Consider the following 15,672-nt stretch of genomic DNA (forward strand, 5'->3'; position numbering starts at 1 on the left):
ATATGGAAGAATATTTTAACGGGCTGCTGAAGGAGGTGGATCAGCGCATGGCGACCACAGCCCCCGGCATGGACGGCAAGGAGGTGATAGGCGTCTGCCGTGAGATGGTCTCGTACCTGAAAGGCAAGAACCGGGAACTGAAGGAGTACGCCCTCGCCCATCCGTTCGCCGGGGACGCGAAGGAGATCCTCTACTTCAAGTATTACAAGCCCGCCCTGACGGGCAGGCTGCTGTACTATTACCGGGTGTACCAGATAGAGAGCGGCTGCCCCGCCTGCCTGCGTGTCGCCGAACCGTACTACCGCAAGGCGATGGAGCGTGCCGAGCGGATGATGGAACGCTACCTGCCCTTTTACCAGTATTACCACAGCGGGGCGACGTACCGGGACAGCTACTATTTCCTGCGGGCGAAGGGCGAGCTAAGCCCCGAGAGCGGCAGCTTCGTGCTGGACGAGGAGGCGGAGTTCTCCACGGGCTACGACATACTGGCGGCACGGCTGATCTCGGTGGAGATGCTGCTGGTACACCTGAGCCGCCGGATGGAGCGTGCGGCGCAGGGGACGGAGACGGAAGCCGTGCCGGAGAAGGAACACCGCTGGACGAACACGAAGGTTGCCGCCATACTGCTCGTCTATGGCATACACGTGACGGGAAGCGTGGACGAGGGCAACGCCGAGATCGGCGAGCTGGCTGCGCTGTTCGAGAAGCATTTCCACGTGGATCTGGGCAACGTGTACCACGCTTTCGGCAGGCTGCGGGGGCAACAGAACCCGACGGCGTTCTTGGACGAGATGAAGGAGAGGCTGCTGAAAAAGATGCGGGACATGGATAGCCGGTAGCAAGTTGGCAACGGGGCGGCAGAGACGGCAGGACACGGGAAGGGAGCGTCCGAAGGGCTGGAAAGAGCCTTCCGGACGCTCTTTTTTACCCCGTCTCGGTCCTTTTTACCGCCCGGAACGGTGGCAAGGGCGAAAATGCGCCCCGAAAAAAAAATCTTTGCCAAGGTGCTAATATAGTGGCAGGAAAAACCGGCGAATCGGGCGACATTTGCGGCAGAAACCTAAAAATGAGTACGACAATGGAAATAATGACCATCGAGAGCAACGCCTACCGCCTGCTCGTGGAGAAGATCGAGAAGATAACCGCCTACGTGGAGGAATCCCGGAACCGGGAGGAAACGGAGCGCAAACGGAAAGAGGAAGCGGAAAGCCCTGCGACCAAGGGACGGAAAGCCGACCCGAAGTGGATGACGCACAAGGAGGTGTGCGAGGCGCTGGACATCAGCCACCGCACCCTGCAACGCTACCGCCAGAAGCATATCATTCCCTATTCGATGATCGGGCGGCAGATACGCTATCCCCGGCAGGCTGTCGAGAGCCTGCGTGAGCGGTGGATGGTGGAGACGCCCGCCGCCAAGATCGACCGGATGATAGCGGAACATCCCCTGCATAACCGAAAAAACGGCAGCTATGGTAAGAAAGGAAGAAGTGCTGGCAAGAACCAGTAACGGGCTGGACGTGTTCCGCCACTACCTGCCCGTGAAGTGGCGGGTGGGCAGGAACTTCCTGAACCCGCTGTACGCCGACAGCAAGGCTTCGTGCAACGTGTATTACGACCGCCGGAGCGGTACGTACCGGATGAAGGACTTCGGCAACGGGGACTATTCGGGAGACTGTTTCTTCCTCGTGGCGAAGCTGAAAGGGCTGGACTGCCGGAACGCCGCCGACTTCGTGGAGGTGCTGCACACCATCGACCGGGAGCTGTGCCTCGGACTGGACGGGGACATCCCGACCGACGGGACAGTAGGAACCGGGGGCTGCCGGAGATTGCGGCTCGTGCCGGGCGCAAGGGGCGGCGGTGCCGGGGAAGCCGGAACGGACACGGAAGAGGCGGCTGCGCCCTTTGACCGTCCCGAACCGAAGCCCTACCGGACGACGGAAAAGCCGTTTACGGATGCGGAGCTTGCCTACTGGGGCGCATCGGGCATCACCGTGGAGGTGCTGCGCCGCTACGGGACGGTATCGCTCGCCGAGTACCGGGGCGAGACGAGGGAGGGCAAGGCGTTCGGCTTCAGCTCCACCCCGGCGGAACCGATGTTCGGGTACAGGGGGAAATGGGGCGTGAAGGTCTATCGCCCGATGTCAGAGGTGCGCTTCGTCTATGGCGGGCACACGGGCGACAACTACTGCTTCGGGCTGGAGCAACTGCCCTCGAAGGGCGACCTGCTCTTCCTCACGGGCGGCGAGAAGGACGTGCTGACGCTGGCGGCGCACGGCTTCCACGCCATCTGCTTCAACTCGGAGACCTCGGTCATCCCGGCGAAGACCGTGCGCAAGCTGGTCTATCGCTTCAAGCACATCGTGCTGCTGTACGACACGGACAAGACGGGGCTGGAATGCTCGGAGAAGCACCGTGCGCAACTGGCGGAGTACGGGGTGAAACGGCTGGTGCTGCCGCTGCCGGGGACGAAGGCGGAGAAGGACGTGACGGACTACTTCAAAGCCGGGCACACGAGGGAGGAGCTGATGGGGCTGTTCCTGAAACTGCTCGACACGCTGTACGGGGACACGCTGGCGATGTTGAAATCGTGCGAGATCGACTATGACCACCCGCCCGAACAGGCGGTCGCCATCGTTACCGCCGGGGACGTGCCGTTAGGCTCGGAAGAGAACATCCTCTGCATCACGGGCGGCGAAGGGACGGGCAAGAGCAACTACACCGCCGCACTGGTCGCCGGGGCGATCATGGAACGGGAGACGGACGCCGATCTCTTGGGGGTGCGGGTGGAACCGAACCGCAAGGGGCGTGCGGTGCTGCTCTACGACACGGAACAGAGCGAGCAACAGCTCCACAAGAACACGGGGCGGCTGCTGCGCCGTGCCGGGCGTGAGCGGATGCCGGAGTACCTGCACGTGTACTGCCTGACAGGGATGTCGAGAAGCGAGCGGTTGACCGCCATCGTGCAGAGCATGGACCGGTACCACTACCTGCACGGGGGCATCCATCTGGTCGTCATCGACGGGGTGGCAGACCTGATCCGCTGCGCCAACGACGAGGCGGAGAGCGTGGCGCTGATTGACGAGATCTACCGGCTGGCGGGAATCTACCGCACGTGCATCGCCGCCGTGGTGCATTTCGTGCCGAACGGACTGAAGCTGCGGGGACACCTCGGCAGCGAGCTGCAACGCAAGTCCGCCGCCATCCTCTCCATCGAGAAGGACGAGAACCCGGAGGTGTCGGTGGTGAAGGCGTTGAAGGTCAGGGACGGCAGCCCGCTGGATATTCCGCTGATGCAGTTCAGATGGGACAAGCAAGCCGGGATGCCCGTCTATGTGGGCGAGAAGCCGAGGGCGGAGAAAGAGAAGCGCAAGGAGAAGGAGCTGGCGGAGATGGCACGGGAGGCGTTCGCCCGGCAGGAGAAGTACGGCTACATCGAACTGTGCGAGCTGATACAGGAGATGCTGGAAGTGAAGGAACGGACGGCGAAAGGCTACATCCGCTATATGCGGGAAAAGGAAATCATCGAAAAGGAGGGCGACTGCTATGTACACGGACAGGGAAGAGTTTGAGGGCTGGATGGAGCGCATCATGGAACGCTTCGACCGGACGGAGAAATTGCTGGAAAGGGTGCTGAAGAAGAACAACACGCTCGACGGCGAGGAGGTGCTGGACAACCAAGACCTGTGCCTGCTGCTGAAGGTGGGCATCCGCACGCTGCAACGCTACCGTGCCATCGGGGTGCTGCCGTACTTCACCATCAGCGGCAAGGTGTTCTACCGCACGAAGGACGTGCACGAGTTCATCCGCACCCGTTTCGCCGACGTGAAGGAACGGGCTGCGAAACGCAAGGAGAAGGAAGCCCGGAAAGAGGAAAGGCGCAGGAAAAGGGGGCTGTTCCCGTGAGAATGACATTTTTCTGACGGTGCTTTTAGTGGATGAAGCCCTGCCGGATCGTGAGATTAGGCGGGGCTATTGTTTTGTTATTCGGGAAGTTTCCGTATCTTTGCCATACGAAGACAGAAGGCGGTGCTCTCGGGCACGGTCTCTGTCGTGACATAGAAGATTCATGCCCGGCTTGGAAGCAGGCGGGGATTGATATACATATTGTACGTTCGCTGAACGTCTTGAAGTAAAAAACTGGTAATTTTTGATAAGCAAGACGAATGGCGCAATGTTCATGCTGTATGCTTATACGGCGTGGGCTTGCCTATTCTGCTTATCGGGTAATACCAGTACCTTTACTTCGGAATAGCGTGAGTTCACGCTGTTCTTTTGGGTGCGAGGCGGACATAATCCTTAAAAATACATTGATATGAAACAGATTACCTTGCACGTGTACCAATCCATTGACGGTTGTCCGGTCAGATCGGACAAGTATTTCGATGCGGCGGTGGACGCCTCCGGCTGCGTGCTGATCGACGAGGAAACCTACCTGCGCATTTACCTGAACCATCTGGGCTGGCCGCTCACGGCAAAAGAGACTTTGGTCGTGACGGACGGCTGTATTGACCTGACGGAGAAGGAACGGGTGCGGTTTGTTACAGGGGATGCGGCAGCGGAACTGCGGGGAATAAAAGCGGACGGCGAAGGTACGGTAACGGCTTACGGAGCGGAAACCGGGGCTTTGCTCTTGGATAACGGGCTGGCGGACGAAATCGTGGTGATAACCGTGCCGGTACTGGTCGGCGGCGGCGAGAAGGCACTGGAGTGCGGGCTGAATGATGGCAGGACGTGGGTCGTGCGGTCGAGCAAGGTATTGGAGGACGGGAAAATCCGGACGGTGTACGGAAGGGTATGCCCATGAAATGCAAAAAGCCACTGAAAAGTGGCTTGGGTCATTCAGGAAAGGATGACGGGTTATAAAAAAACGACCCGCCGATTTGAGCATTATCAAGAGGCTTGGCAGGTTCTACTGGTGCAAAGATAACGGAAATAGTTGGAATGACAAAGATATGTTGAATTTAGGTCTTACTGATGCCTAAATTTGAAGTATAAACAAAAGGTGCATCAATGATGCACCTTTTGTTCTAATATATTAATTCCTTTATAATGTTAAAGTACATTTGTCGGAAGAATATTAGTTCTGTCTAATTTCTTTCTAAAGAATGTTTTTTGAATAGACGATAATACGCTATGTTCAATCACATCCTTATGCAAAGTAAAGAATTTATCAGAAGCACTAATACACTCTTGTGTAGCTTTACATTTTCTCAAAGAATTATTCAATAGACTAACTCCCATGAGCTTAGTTTTGAAAAATCTATTTTTTAATCCGTTACGGTATAGAAAATCAAAATAAACTTCAGCATCGGCAACATTATATTTTGCCAATTCTGATTGGAGAGCAGTCCAATAGTAATCCGTCATTTCCAATGACAGAACTACTACTAAAAAACTTCGTTCTCCTAAAGAGATTATTTGATAATCTTTTGTCTTCATTTCTTTACCAATTAGTACATAAGTCATTTATAATAACAAGTCCATCCTTTATTATGTTCACCGCTTCATCATAATATAAGGTTCTGCTTGTTTCTAAGTTCCTGCGATCAATATGGAAAGTTGTATGCCGATTCTTGTTATAAAAGTCATACGCCTTTTCCAATGCTCTTTTTAACGAGGGATTACCATTGTAAGTTCCCACATTCTCCAAAAAATGGTAGTTTCCATCTTTACCTCTCTCAAAATATGTACCATAATCTTTAAAATCCGGTGCGTCTTCCAAGAGTCTTTTGCTAATCAAGCCATCCAAAGCCTTCATTATACCGAATGTATAACACCCGTAATCATCAACCACAACACCGGAGTTAGCAAGAGCAATAGATGTTTTCAGAAAATCTTCAAGAATACTTCCTTCAATGTTTTCAGTTTTCGTGAAATGCTTATTCAAATCTTTTTCTATCACACATCCTACTAAAGGTTGAATAGCCAAGAAGTCTTCCATTACTTCGGTTGGAACAGAAGATATTGTCTCCATTATTTCTGTAATAAGCTCAATATAAAAAGCTGTTACAGCTCCCTGTAAAAATAAAGTCCCATTATTATAAAAAATAATAGATACCTTGGCATCATATTTCCCCTTTAAATGATATTGGTTCCTGATAGCAGGATTGTTATCTGTATTGACCGTAGTTATTTCGATTTCATCACTTTCCGATAATACATCTATAAAAGCATCAAAATCTTCTTCACTTATTCCTTTTGCCGTAAAGCTTTTCTTATCAGGGCAAGGAATTGAAGTATTTTGAAGGATAACGTTCCAACATTCTTCACATATTCCTTTTAAATGTGCTTTTCCTTGCGTACTATAAGAAACTTGCCCGCCATTAATAAAACAGTTTAAGATACCAGTTTCCTTATTATGAGTTATTGCTATTTTTTTTAATTTACCTTCTTGGCAATCTGTTATTTTGATTGAATATGAAGGTTTTGTCGCTATAAAATCAATAGCAACCTGATCTATGTTTTCAACAGATAATGAGTGCTTTTTAGCCATTGTCGTCCTATTTTCGGGTACAAAAATACAATATTTTTCGAATATATGTCCACAAATTCAAGCATTTAACCCTTTTTGAGCTGTAAAAAGGCTGTTTAAAGGGAAATGGAACGCTTCATATTATGAACAGAATAGGTTCGAAATCCTTTCGAGTATTTGCCAGTCGGTTATGGGAAAGACAAATCCGCCTTCTTATATAATCGGCTGGCAAAGATAGTGAATATTGCCGGGATTACGGGTACAAGACCTTGAAATCCCGTGGGCTGCCGCTGTCTGTCAAGCCGTCCTGCCGGAGCCGCCGGAGGGTCTCGGCTGCCGATCCGCTGCCGAAGTTGCGGACACAGTACAGGCGGGAGAAGCGGAAGCGGCGGAGGTGGACGAGCAGGTGCTCCACGGTGAAGACGCCCAGCTCCCGGCACGCCCGGACGATGCGCTGCGACAAGCCGAAGGTGTCGAGTGGGGTGTCGAGCAGGCGGCGGAGCCTGCCCGGTCTGCCGGGCTTGCCCCGCTGTTGCGCCACATCCTCGTAGATGGTGGCGACCCGGTTGCGGCTGAACAGGGCGGCAAGGGATGCGCCGTCGATCATCAGGATGCCGTCGAAACGGGCGTAGGCGATGTGGTTGCCGTTCATCCAGAGGGTGATGCGCAGCTCGTCCGTGCCGCAGAGCCGGGCGGCTTCCGCCACGGTGATCCAACCGATGCCGTTCATCGCCTGCGCTCCTTTCCTTTGGGCTTGTCCGTGCGGGGCGGGAACCCGTACACGATGCGGAAGTCCTTGTCGAAGGTGAGGTACGCATCGAAGGGCTTACCCTCCCTGCTCCTGAATCCTTTGATAAGGGATGTTTTGCCTTTGGTTACAAGGTCGGCAATCTGGCTGTCGGTGAGCTGCTTCTCCCCCTTGCCACGGAAGACGGTAAGCCCACAATCGACGTTGCTGCACTTGGCGACCTTCGGGTAAAGGAGGATGCGACCGGAACGGCATTTGGGGCACGGGATATGTCCGCCGTCCGCCACCGATACCTGCACTTGCAGGAGTTCTTCGGTAATCTGGGCGGCATAGACCTCGATGCCCTTGCGGAAGGTGTCGGGATTCATCTCCCCGCTCTCGATCTTGGCAAGGGCGGTCTCCCACTGCCCGGTCATCTCGACATCGGCGATGCGCTTGTCCTTCACTATCTGGTACACGGCAAGCCCCTTGTCGGTCGGCACGAGGCTCTTCTTCTCCCGGCGCACGTAGTCACGGGCAAAGAGGGTCTCGATGATGGAGGCACGGGTGGCGGGCGTGCCGATACCGTTCCCTTTCAGGCTGTCCCGAAGCTCGTCGTCCCGCAACTCCCTGCCGCAATGCTCCATCGCCGAAAGGAGGCTGCTCTCGGTGTGCAGGGGACGGGGCTTGGTCTGTTTCTCCACGCACTCCGCCGATTGCAGGAGGAAAGCCTCGCCGGGCTGCAAGGGCGGCAAAGCGGCTGTTCCCTCGTCGTCCTCGTCCCGCTCGTTCCGCACGGCACGCCATCCGGCGGACCTGACGACCGTCCCCTTGGCGGTGAACACGCTGTTCCCCGCCGTGAAAGAGACGGTGGTAACGTCCTTGAGGCAACGGGCGGAGAAGGCTTCGAGCAGGCGGGCGGCTACCATGTCGTACACCGTGCGCTCGTCGGCGGACAGCTCGCCGGGCAGACACTCGGTGATGATGAGCGCATGGTGGTCGGTAACTTTCCCCGCATCCACGCTGCGGCGGTTGAGCGAAGCCCCTTTCAGGGCGGCGGCATGGGTGGAGAAAGCCGGGTACCGCTCCAGCAGGGCGATGCGGTCGGGTATCTCGTCGAACACATCCTCCGAGAGGTAGCGGGAGCCGGTACGGGGGTAGCTCAACACCTTCTTCTCGTAAAGCGACTGGGCGACGGAGAGGGTCTTGTCCGCCGAGAAGCCGTACCTGCCGTTCGCCTCTTTCTGCAAGGCGGTCAGGTCGTAGAGCAAGGGAGGCTCTTGGCTCACCTCCCTGCGCTGCACGTCGGCAACCTGCACCGTCCCCGTTGCGGTTACAGCGGCGAGGGCGGCGTTTGCCGCCGGAAGGGTTTCGTAACGCAATTCAGAGATGGCGGCGAAAGGCGTGCCGTCCTTTTCCGCCGTGATCTTCAGCCGGAAATAGGTCTGCGGGGTGAAATCCCTGTTCTCCAGATAACGGGAGCAGATCATCATCAAGGTGGGCGTCTGCACCCGTCCAAGGGAGTAGATGCCCTGCCCGGCGGCGATGCTGAGAGCTTGGGTGGCATTCAGCCCAATCTCCCAGTCGGCGATGGCACGGGCTTCGGCGGCACGGTAGAGGTTGTCGTAGTCGCTACCGGGTCTGAGGTTGTCCAGCCCCTCCCGGATGGCACGGTCGGTCAGCGAGGAGATCCAGAGGCGCAGGCAGGGCTTGCGGCAGCCAAGGTAATTGTAGATGTACCGATGAATGGCTTCGCCCTCACGCCCGGCATCGGTCGCCACGACGATACGGTCGGAACGGTCGAAAACCTCCTTGATGACCTTCAACTGTTTGAGCACGCCGAGGTCGGGCTTGTACTCCTTGCCCTCCCGTATCTGGCGGGGGATGTACTTGAACTCCTGCGGCAGAATGGGCAGGTTCTCACGCCGGAAGCCCGTGTAGCCGTATGCTTCGGGCATGGCGAGCTGGACGAGATGGCCGAACGCCCAGGTAACGAGGTAGCCGTTACCTGAGAGGTAGCCATCGTGCCGCTCCCGGACATTCAACACGTTTGCTATATCCTTCGCTACGGAAGGCTTTTCAGCGATGACTGCTGTAATCATATTTCTTTGATTTTTAACGGTTTGACAAAAGTTATCCCGTCCGAGCGACGGGATAACCGGGTAATTCATTTACAGAATGGCGGGGGAAATCATCGGCGGACACCCCGGCTGCGCTTGGGCTTGTCGGGCTGCTCCTGCTTCTGTTCCTGTTTCCGGTCCTCTTTCTGCTCCTGCCTGCGCTCCTGCTGCTGTTTCTGCTCCCCGGTGGGTCGCTGCTGTGCGGATTGCAGGGCTTCTTTCAGGTTACGGGTCGCCTCGACGGTCTTGCCCTCGGAATTGACCGCCACCTGCACCTCGTTCTCCACGGCGGGCTTGACACGCCCCTCTTCGAGCGCCGCCTTGTAGTCCTTAGGGAACATGAAGGCGGGCTTCTCGCCGGGCTTCCATGTGATGTAGCCTTGGTAGGCTTTTCCTTTCTTGTCCACCAAGCCGGAAACCTTGACCGTTCCCCCGGCTTCGAGTTCGAGGCGGGACTTCTCGGTAAGCTCCTGCTTGCGGAAGGTCTTCGGCACCTCCTGATTGGCGGTCTGTTTCAGGTTCGCCTTGTACGCATCCATCGCCAGCCTGCCCCGGTCGCCGAAAAGAAATTCGATCTGCATCTTGGCTGCGCTGAACTGCACGGGAGCCGGGTAGAGTTTGGGCTGCTCCCCCTCCTTGGCTCTGGAAAGGAACTGGCAGACCACCGCCTCGCCCTGTTTGAGCCGGGCTATCTCGTCCGGGGTGAAGGTATGCCCGTTCTTCTCCGCCGGGATATTGACCTTGGAGAGCGGGAAGGCGACCAGCTCGTTGGTCTTGAGGTTGCGGCTGACAAGGGCTTCGACCTGCTCGCCCGCCCGGTTGGTGACAGTCGCCGGGTGTCCCATGTTGCCCGTCTGCCGGAGCACCTGCTTGTCGGAGTCGGTGATGTCGTAGCCGAAGAACTGCTTCTGCATCTTCTCCGGGTCGAGGATGCCGTGGCTGCACACGGTCAGCCTGCCGTCCGTGCCGGGCTTGAGCGAGAGCTGGCTGTCGTTGCTGTGCGAGATGCCGTCGAAGTGGAAATGCACCCGGACGGTCTTGTCAGTCTGGAAGCCCCGTAGCATCTGGTCGAGCATCCCGTTGCCCTCGATCTGCTCCCGCTGCACGCCGAGGGCGGCGAGGCTGTTCCAGTCGATGTCCTCCGGGCGGTACTTGTACTGCGGGTTCTGTTCGGTCTGCCCGGCGGACTGCTGCGGCGCACCCTCCGGCTGTTGCTGCTGCCCGGCTTGGGTCTGCTGCTGCGCCTGCACGGGCGGCTGCACCTCGTACTGCGCAACGAGCGGCTCGCCCGTCTTGACGGACTGGCTCTCCCGTTGCCGGAAATCGGCGGCTACCCGCTGCACCTCCTCTTCCGGCACACGGAAGAAGTGGAAGCGGGTCGGGTCTTTCAACTGGTTCCAGAGGTTGGAAAAGAAATTCGAAAACATATCGCCGTGGCGATCCACCCGCAGGAGGTCGTTGTTGTCCTCCAAGGGATTCTTGGTCTGTAACTCGCCGTCCTTTACTCCGCTGACGGCTTGGAGCGTGCCTTTCTCGTCCATGACGAGCAGGATGTCCATCAACTGCTGGCTGCTGTCCGGTCGTTCGTCCATAATCTAATGTTTTTAAATGGTGAATACTATTGGTTCTCAAACGAAACCGGGCGTAAATATAGAGGGAGAAACACGGGGAACGTGCAACTCCGGGGCGGGCTGTCCGCACTTGTCGTCCGGTTCGCAGGTTTGTCGCAGCCCTTTCCTGTGAAAAATACCAAAAAATCATGCCCCGCACGCATTTTTCTCCTCCGGGAAACGGCGATAATTCGTTGTTTTCTCTATATTTGTAAAATATGGGTAATGAGGGACACGGTCTGTCATTGCCACCCATGCGATGCGTATGAAAGTCTATCAGAGCAAACCGAGAATAACGCTTTCACCTGCCATCCGTGACGGGCAGAAATACGTGGAAGTGGAGTTCGACGAGGACGATGCCATCCGGCTGTCGCTGTCGAAAGAGAAGGGTGTGCGGTTCGAGGGCGACAGAGCCTACCTGCCGGAAGAAGGCTTCGACCTGTCCGGCTTTTTCGACCGCCATGTGGAAACGGCGTATATCAATTACTCCGCCCTGAAAAACACCTTGCCCAAGAAAAACGGGAAAACCAGCCCCGCCATCCCGCCCGGCTATGCCGAAACGCTGCGGCAACTGCGGTACAGCGAGCATACCGTCCGTGCGTACACTGCCTATTTCAGGGAGTTCCAGCAATACTTTGCGGGAAGAAACCTCCGCTACATCCGACCGGAAGAAATCAACGCCTACATCGTACACCTGATTGACACACGGGGGATCTCGTCGTGCCAACAGAACTTGCGCATCAACTCGATCAAGTTTTATTTCGAGAAGGTGCTGGGACAGGAACGGAAATGTTACGAGGTAAAGCGAGCCAAACGGGAACGGACGCTGCCCGACGTGCTGAGCAAGGAGGAGATAAAATCCATCCTTGACGCAACCGGTCCGGACATCCGGCTGTTCTGCATGTTCTCGTTGCTTTACTCCGCCGGGTTGAGAATCAGCGAGCTGCTGGACTTGAAACCTCACGACATCAACGTGAGCCGTTCGCTGATACGGGTACGGCAGGGCAAAGGGAGGAAAGACCGCTACACGCTGCTGTCGAAGCCCCTTGTCAGGAAGCTGACCGAGTACACCAAGCTGTACAAGCCGCAGGAATGGCTCTTCGAGCGGTACAAGGGTGAGCCGTTTACGGAGAGCATCGTGTCGAAGAAGCTGAAAGAGGCGGCGAAGGAAGCCGGAATCACCAAGCGGGTGTACCCCCACCTGTTGCGGCACTCGTTCGCCACGCATCTGATCGAGCAAGGCACGGACTTGAAAATCGTGAAAGAGCTGTTGGGGCACAACCAACTGAAAACGACGGAAATGTACGTGCATATAGCCGACACTTTCAAGAGCAGCATCCGCACTCCATTGGATGATATTCTTGAAAGTGATAATGAGATAGTTAAATAAGAAAATAACAGCGAAAACCGCTGATAATTACATGTTATCTATTTAATAATAAGCATAAAACTATGAGATTCTTAAAAATTATGGGAATATTTACTTCTATCTTAAGTTTATTGAGTTGCGGGCATGGGAATAAACGAGTGACGCAAAACGACGGTATAAACTCCAATATCCCGGTTGCTGCCCGGATTACGATAGACAAACTGCCGGATGTATTGAGAAACGTGCAGGCAGGAAATACTGATTATGATTTTATAGGTATTTGTTCCAATGGTGTGGACTGCATCTACTTTGTGCTGGAGAACGGAAAGTTTTACATAGATTTTGAAGCTATGGGTAAAGAGCAGCTTCCCTACATAGATACCTTGAAACAGTTCGCAAAGGAACATAATTATCCTATTGTCGAAACAACCTATAACAATACTCCGGTCGATTACGAACATCTGAAATACGCTCCCGTCCTTAGCCTGAAAGTCAATGCTGACATAGACAGCATCGTAAAGGTCGGAAAACAGATTGAGCAGACCATTTTCAGGAACAACGAACGAACCGTTTACGAAATAGTGCCTTGATTTTGCCAATAAAGACATTAAGATTTAGATAACAAACAGCACTGCCGCTTAAAGCGAAACGCTGCCAAACATCATCTACATAAGAATATGAGAACACCCGCCATAATCCTGCTTTTAGCAAGCCTGTTTGCCGCAAGCTGCGGAGAGCCGCCCATGCCACCGAGCGACGAGGAAATGATACGCCACTTCGCCACGCACGAGGCGGCGTTCCGCAAGGTGTACGAAATCATGTCAGAGAGTTCAGAAGGTAGTTTCCACTACCCGCCGCTTTCTCCGGAAGAGGTCATTATACTTGATTCAACAGAGCAAAGCGATACATCCCATGAAACGAATGACGAAGAAAACCTCCCGGTATATGGGCTGCTGAAGCCAGACCGAATACAGCTCGATTCCCTGTTGTCAGAGATTGGATGCGGTCTTGTCCTTGTTGACCGCAGGGAATGGGAAACGGCGGATTCGGTATATGTGAGCCTCGTTATGCCGTACTATTCCCACGGCATCGTGGATGCGGGAACGTCCAAGAGTTTCATTTACGATCCCGGATTGGAAAGCCGCCGGAATATCCGTATCACCGAACACGGCGACCTGAACGAGATCTACCGCAGGACGTACAACGACACCACGTTGTACAAGCCTGTCAAGGAAGGCTGGTACATCGAGTTAGACCATTCACGATAACCTGCAAAGAGGGACGCATGAGGATATTCCAATACATGCGCCGATTCTTCCAGATGATGGCAAGGATGCGTAAGGTCATCCATATCGTTTCTATGACCTGTCGGCATGAACAACGCAAGAACGGGCTGGTTCCGGTGGAATCCTACAAACGGGAAACAGACCGGAATCTCTGGATACGCAGCATAGGAACCCATCATTCCACACGGTACAGCATCGTTCTTTTTACAGCTGGATGATGGTATTGCAGCCGCCCTTTGGACTTCCCGATCTGAATGACATTCCGGGGACACCAGTGTACGCAAGCATGGCAAGCCTCGCAACCGGTTCCCCACCGGGGCACTCCGTTTTTCAGCGTAATATTGTTCACGGGACATACACGTTCGCAGACACCACATCCCATACAACCATTTTCCAAGGAGAAGTTCAAGTGCGAGCGACTGAAAAAGGCATTGAACAGCCCTTTGTGCAACAGATCCGATAACCTGCAATACGGGAAAGGCTTTTTCCGTTTGCCTTTTTTCAAGTCGTCGATTATTCGTGAAGTGTAAAGCTCCGCCCGTTCCAGTATCTTCGTCCTCCTTACTGAAGATACCTCGTATTCCTTCAGGCAGTTCCCTACGGTGGGCAGGTTGTAGCCATAGTCCAGACGCACGCCTTTGCCGGACATGATTTTGTCCACAACGGACACCGCACAGCCCTTGTACGTGTAATATGTGCCTATGGAGAAATAGTACACGCCTTTCCTGAACGGATAACTTTCCAAGAACCGGCGGACAATGCCGGGCAGTCCGCCCATATATACGGGGAATATAAAACCTACGATTCGGGAGTCCGATGCGGTGATTCCAGCTGACGGTGTCATTCTGAACAGCCCGGCTCCTCCAAAAGCCGCCGCAATATCCTGCGACAATTTCAGGCTGTTGCCTGTGGCGGAGAAATAATAGATGGATATTTCTTTGTCGTTTGCCGTTTTGCTTTTATAGTCCATAACATTTATTTTTGCGACAGCAAAGTTAATAGGTCTCTTTAAAAAAAAGAAGAACTATCTTGGTTATCAGCAACTTACATTTAGGTTAGTTTTCCTGTATATCAATTTGTTGGATAAAAGAAAAATGAGAAAAAAGTTAGATTACGATTATTGTTCTGCTTCCCCTATACTGGAATGGCTGGGTGACAAATGGGCTTTAGTTGTCTTATTGAAGCTACATGAGAATGAAGTAATACGTTTCAATGAACTATACAAAACAATCCCCTCTATATCGGAAAAGATGCTATCTACTGTTTTGCGGTCATTGGTAACGGACGGATTGGTAAATAGAAAAATATATCCCACAGTTCCACCCAAAGTGGAATATTATGTATCTGAATTTGGAGAAACTTTAATCCCTTATTTAGAGCAGTTGAAACAATGGGGGCAAGAAAATTTTGAAACGATAATGGAAAATAGACGGAAAAATAAGTATTGAAATTTATTGCAAGGTACAAGTATATATTTATATATAGCTTGCACCTTGCAATAACCTTAGAATGTTTATTTTCAACGATTTGCATAATCCAAAAATAATGCGGACATCTGAACCCAAGATGTTGGCAGACAGACACCGGACAACAGCAGACAGCTTTTAAGGACTAAAAGCGTGACGGATGCAAAGCCAAAATTTCAGAAAGTGCTGATATTTAGGAATAAATAACGCTTAATTTATAATCCAAGCGGCACGATGCCTGTTCTCCTGAATCGCCCGGATACAGCTGCCGGAATCAAGCCTGTACATGAAGCCCGCCAAGTTCCCGCTCTCGTACAAGCCCATGCCGATGGTCAGGCGGCTGTTGAAGTCGGTCTGGCTGACGACGTACCAGCCGCACCGGGCGAAATGCTCCTCGTAGCCGGAACGGGTCTCCAGCAGGAAATAGAACTTGCCGTCGTCCTCGAAACGGATGACGTACTCGCAGCGCAGGCGGCGTGCGATCTTGCCCAAGATGCGGCTCTCCTCCTCGATGACCGCAGGAGTGGCAAGGAAGGTGTATTGTGCGATAAAGACAGCCTCGTCCATAGTGATGATGTTTGGTCGGTTACAAATATGCGAAATGTCCGGCACACGGCAAGCG

Annotated in this window: 17 protein-coding genes; 10 read left to right on the forward strand and 7 right to left on the reverse strand. The window is 53.8% G+C overall.

Annotated elements, in window-relative coordinates; translation table 11 throughout:
* Positions 1 to 2: 2 nt before the first annotated feature.
* The 5 genes from BACHE_RS00855 (at position 3) to BACHE_RS00875 (ending at position 4,804) form a co-directional block, all read left to right on the forward strand.
* Positions 3 to 839, forward strand: a complete 837-nt coding sequence (locus BACHE_RS00855) for an RteC domain-containing protein (protein WP_004327325.1) — start codon at positions 3 to 5, stop codon at positions 837 to 839.
* Positions 840 to 1,078: 239 nt separating this feature from the next.
* A complete protein-coding gene (locus BACHE_RS00860) occupies positions 1,079 to 1,507 on the forward strand; it encodes a helix-turn-helix domain-containing protein (protein ID WP_004327326.1) in 429 nt (142 codons plus the stop codon).
* Positions 1,470 to 3,569: a bifunctional DNA primase/helicase gene (locus BACHE_RS00865; protein WP_010992641.1), complete on the forward strand. Its 2,100-nt coding sequence runs from the start codon at positions 1,470 to 1,472 to the stop codon at positions 3,567 to 3,569. Before BACHE_RS00860 ends, BACHE_RS00865 begins: the two co-directional genes overlap by 38 nt.
* Positions 3,544 to 3,903, forward strand: a complete 360-nt coding sequence (locus tag BACHE_RS00870; protein ID WP_013545830.1) for a helix-turn-helix domain-containing protein — start codon at positions 3,544 to 3,546, stop codon at positions 3,901 to 3,903. The genes BACHE_RS00865 and BACHE_RS00870 overlap by 26 nt, the downstream gene beginning before the upstream one ends.
* Before the next feature lie 409 nt (positions 3,904 to 4,312).
* Positions 4,313 to 4,804: a dihydrofolate reductase family protein gene (locus BACHE_RS00875; protein ID WP_004327329.1), complete on the forward strand. Its 492-nt coding sequence runs from the start codon at positions 4,313 to 4,315 to the stop codon at positions 4,802 to 4,804.
* 248 nt (positions 4,805 to 5,052) lie between these two features.
* On the opposite strand, the gene BACHE_RS00880 is transcribed toward BACHE_RS00875, so the two are convergent.
* The 5 genes from BACHE_RS00880 to BACHE_RS00900 form a co-directional block, all read right to left on the reverse strand.
* Positions 5,053 to 5,439: a type II toxin-antitoxin system RnlB family antitoxin gene (locus tag BACHE_RS00880; protein WP_004327330.1), complete on the reverse strand. Its 387-nt coding sequence runs from the start codon at positions 5,437 to 5,439 to the stop codon at positions 5,053 to 5,055.
* A 4-nt stretch (positions 5,440 to 5,443) separates the two neighbouring features.
* On the reverse strand, positions 5,444 to 6,493 hold the full coding sequence (locus BACHE_RS00885; protein WP_004327332.1) for a type II toxin-antitoxin system RnlA family toxin: 1,050 nt from the start codon (positions 6,491 to 6,493) through the stop codon (positions 5,444 to 5,446).
* Between the two features lie 232 nt (positions 6,494 to 6,725).
* Positions 6,726 to 7,202, reverse strand: coding sequence for a hypothetical protein (locus BACHE_RS00890; RefSeq protein WP_004327334.1), 477 nt, complete (start codon positions 7,200 to 7,202; stop codon positions 6,726 to 6,728).
* On the reverse strand, positions 7,199 to 9,301 hold the full coding sequence (locus BACHE_RS00895) for a type IA DNA topoisomerase (RefSeq protein ID WP_004327336.1): 2,103 nt from the start codon (positions 9,299 to 9,301) through the stop codon (positions 7,199 to 7,201). Before BACHE_RS00895 ends, BACHE_RS00890 begins: the two co-directional genes overlap by 4 nt.
* 89 nt (positions 9,302 to 9,390) lie before the next feature.
* A complete protein-coding gene (locus BACHE_RS00900; RefSeq protein ID WP_010992642.1) occupies positions 9,391 to 10,911 on the reverse strand; it encodes a DUF4099 domain-containing protein in 1,521 nt (506 codons plus the stop codon).
* 277 nt (positions 10,912 to 11,188) lie between these two features.
* Here BACHE_RS00900 and BACHE_RS00905 point away from each other — a divergent pair, with 277 nt between their 5' ends.
* The 4 genes from BACHE_RS00905 (at position 11,189) to BACHE_RS17460 (ending at position 13,802) form a co-directional block, all read left to right on the forward strand.
* Entirely contained in the window at positions 11,189 to 12,319 is a 1,131-nt protein-coding gene (locus BACHE_RS00905; protein ID WP_013545831.1) for a tyrosine-type recombinase/integrase, read from the forward strand.
* Between the two features lie 62 nt (positions 12,320 to 12,381).
* Entirely contained in the window at positions 12,382 to 12,888 is a 507-nt protein-coding gene (locus BACHE_RS00910; RefSeq protein WP_004326134.1) for a hypothetical protein, read from the forward strand.
* Positions 12,889 to 12,975: 87 nt separating this feature from the next.
* On the forward strand, positions 12,976 to 13,566 hold the full coding sequence (locus BACHE_RS00915) for a DUF4948 family protein (protein WP_004326135.1): 591 nt from the start codon (positions 12,976 to 12,978) through the stop codon (positions 13,564 to 13,566).
* A 17-nt stretch (positions 13,567 to 13,583) separates the two neighbouring features.
* A complete protein-coding gene (locus BACHE_RS17460; RefSeq protein ID WP_172579062.1) occupies positions 13,584 to 13,802 on the forward strand; it encodes a hypothetical protein in 219 nt (72 codons plus the stop codon).
* Here BACHE_RS17460 and BACHE_RS00920 read toward each other — a convergent pair.
* Positions 13,760 to 14,554 (reverse strand): EFR1 family ferrodoxin, encoded by a 795-nt coding sequence (locus tag BACHE_RS00920; RefSeq protein WP_004326137.1) that lies wholly within the window; start codon positions 14,552 to 14,554, stop codon positions 13,760 to 13,762. The genes BACHE_RS17460 and BACHE_RS00920 overlap by 43 nt on opposite strands.
* 124 nt (positions 14,555 to 14,678) lie before the next feature.
* Here BACHE_RS00920 and BACHE_RS00925 point away from each other — a divergent pair, with 124 nt between their 5' ends.
* Positions 14,679 to 15,032 carry a winged helix-turn-helix transcriptional regulator gene (locus BACHE_RS00925; RefSeq protein ID WP_004326138.1) on the forward strand — a complete coding sequence of 118 codons (354 nt, stop codon included), beginning with the start codon at positions 14,679 to 14,681 and terminating at the stop codon, positions 15,030 to 15,032.
* Between the two features lie 228 nt (positions 15,033 to 15,260).
* Here the strand turns inward: BACHE_RS00925 and BACHE_RS17465 are convergent, their stop codons facing one another.
* Positions 15,261 to 15,617, reverse strand: coding sequence for a hypothetical protein (locus BACHE_RS17465; RefSeq protein ID WP_005858004.1), 357 nt, complete (start codon positions 15,615 to 15,617; stop codon positions 15,261 to 15,263).
* Positions 15,618 to 15,672 lie beyond the last annotated feature (55 nt).

Source organism: Bacteroides helcogenes P 36-108, from assembly GCF_000186225.1.
In the GTDB taxonomy this organism is placed as follows: domain Bacteria; phylum Bacteroidota; class Bacteroidia; order Bacteroidales; family Bacteroidaceae; genus Bacteroides; species Bacteroides helcogenes.

Bases quoted from the DNA above. Each gene is read 5' to 3' on its own strand.
- BACHE_RS00875 (WP_004327329.1), top strand. From the start codon at position 4,313: ATGAAACAGATTACCTTGCACGTGTACCAATCCATTGACGGTTGTCCG.
- BACHE_RS00920 (WP_004326137.1), bottom strand. From the start codon at position 14,554: ATGGACTATAAAAGCAAAACGGCAAACGACAAAGAAATATCCATCTAT.
- BACHE_RS00870 (WP_013545830.1), top strand. From the start codon at position 3,544: ATGTACACGGACAGGGAAGAGTTTGAGGGCTGGATGGAGCGCATCATG.
- BACHE_RS00925 (WP_004326138.1), top strand. From the start codon at position 14,679: ATGAGAAAAAAGTTAGATTACGATTATTGTTCTGCTTCCCCTATACTG.
- BACHE_RS00915 (WP_004326135.1), top strand. From the start codon at position 12,976: ATGAGAACACCCGCCATAATCCTGCTTTTAGCAAGCCTGTTTGCCGCA.
- BACHE_RS17460 (WP_172579062.1), top strand. From the start codon at position 13,584: ATGAGGATATTCCAATACATGCGCCGATTCTTCCAGATGATGGCAAGG.
- BACHE_RS00890 (WP_004327334.1), bottom strand. From the start codon at position 7,202: ATGAACGGCATCGGTTGGATCACCGTGGCGGAAGCCGCCCGGCTCTGC.
- BACHE_RS00865 (WP_010992641.1), top strand. From the start codon at position 1,470: ATGGTAAGAAAGGAAGAAGTGCTGGCAAGAACCAGTAACGGGCTGGAC.
- BACHE_RS00860 (WP_004327326.1), top strand. From the start codon at position 1,079: ATGGAAATAATGACCATCGAGAGCAACGCCTACCGCCTGCTCGTGGAG.
- BACHE_RS00880 (WP_004327330.1), bottom strand. From the start codon at position 5,439: ATGAAGACAAAAGATTATCAAATAATCTCTTTAGGAGAACGAAGTTTT.
- BACHE_RS00905 (WP_013545831.1), top strand. From the start codon at position 11,189: ATGCGTATGAAAGTCTATCAGAGCAAACCGAGAATAACGCTTTCACCT.
- BACHE_RS17465 (WP_005858004.1), bottom strand. From the start codon at position 15,617: ATGGACGAGGCTGTCTTTATCGCACAATACACCTTCCTTGCCACTCCT.
- BACHE_RS00855 (WP_004327325.1), top strand. From the start codon at position 3: ATGGAAGAATATTTTAACGGGCTGCTGAAGGAGGTGGATCAGCGCATG.
- BACHE_RS00895 (WP_004327336.1), bottom strand. From the start codon at position 9,301: ATGATTACAGCAGTCATCGCTGAAAAGCCTTCCGTAGCGAAGGATATA.
- BACHE_RS00910 (WP_004326134.1), top strand. From the start codon at position 12,382: ATGAGATTCTTAAAAATTATGGGAATATTTACTTCTATCTTAAGTTTA.
- BACHE_RS00885 (WP_004327332.1), bottom strand. From the start codon at position 6,493: ATGGCTAAAAAGCACTCATTATCTGTTGAAAACATAGATCAGGTTGCT.
- BACHE_RS00900 (WP_010992642.1), bottom strand. From the start codon at position 10,911: ATGGACGAACGACCGGACAGCAGCCAGCAGTTGATGGACATCCTGCTC.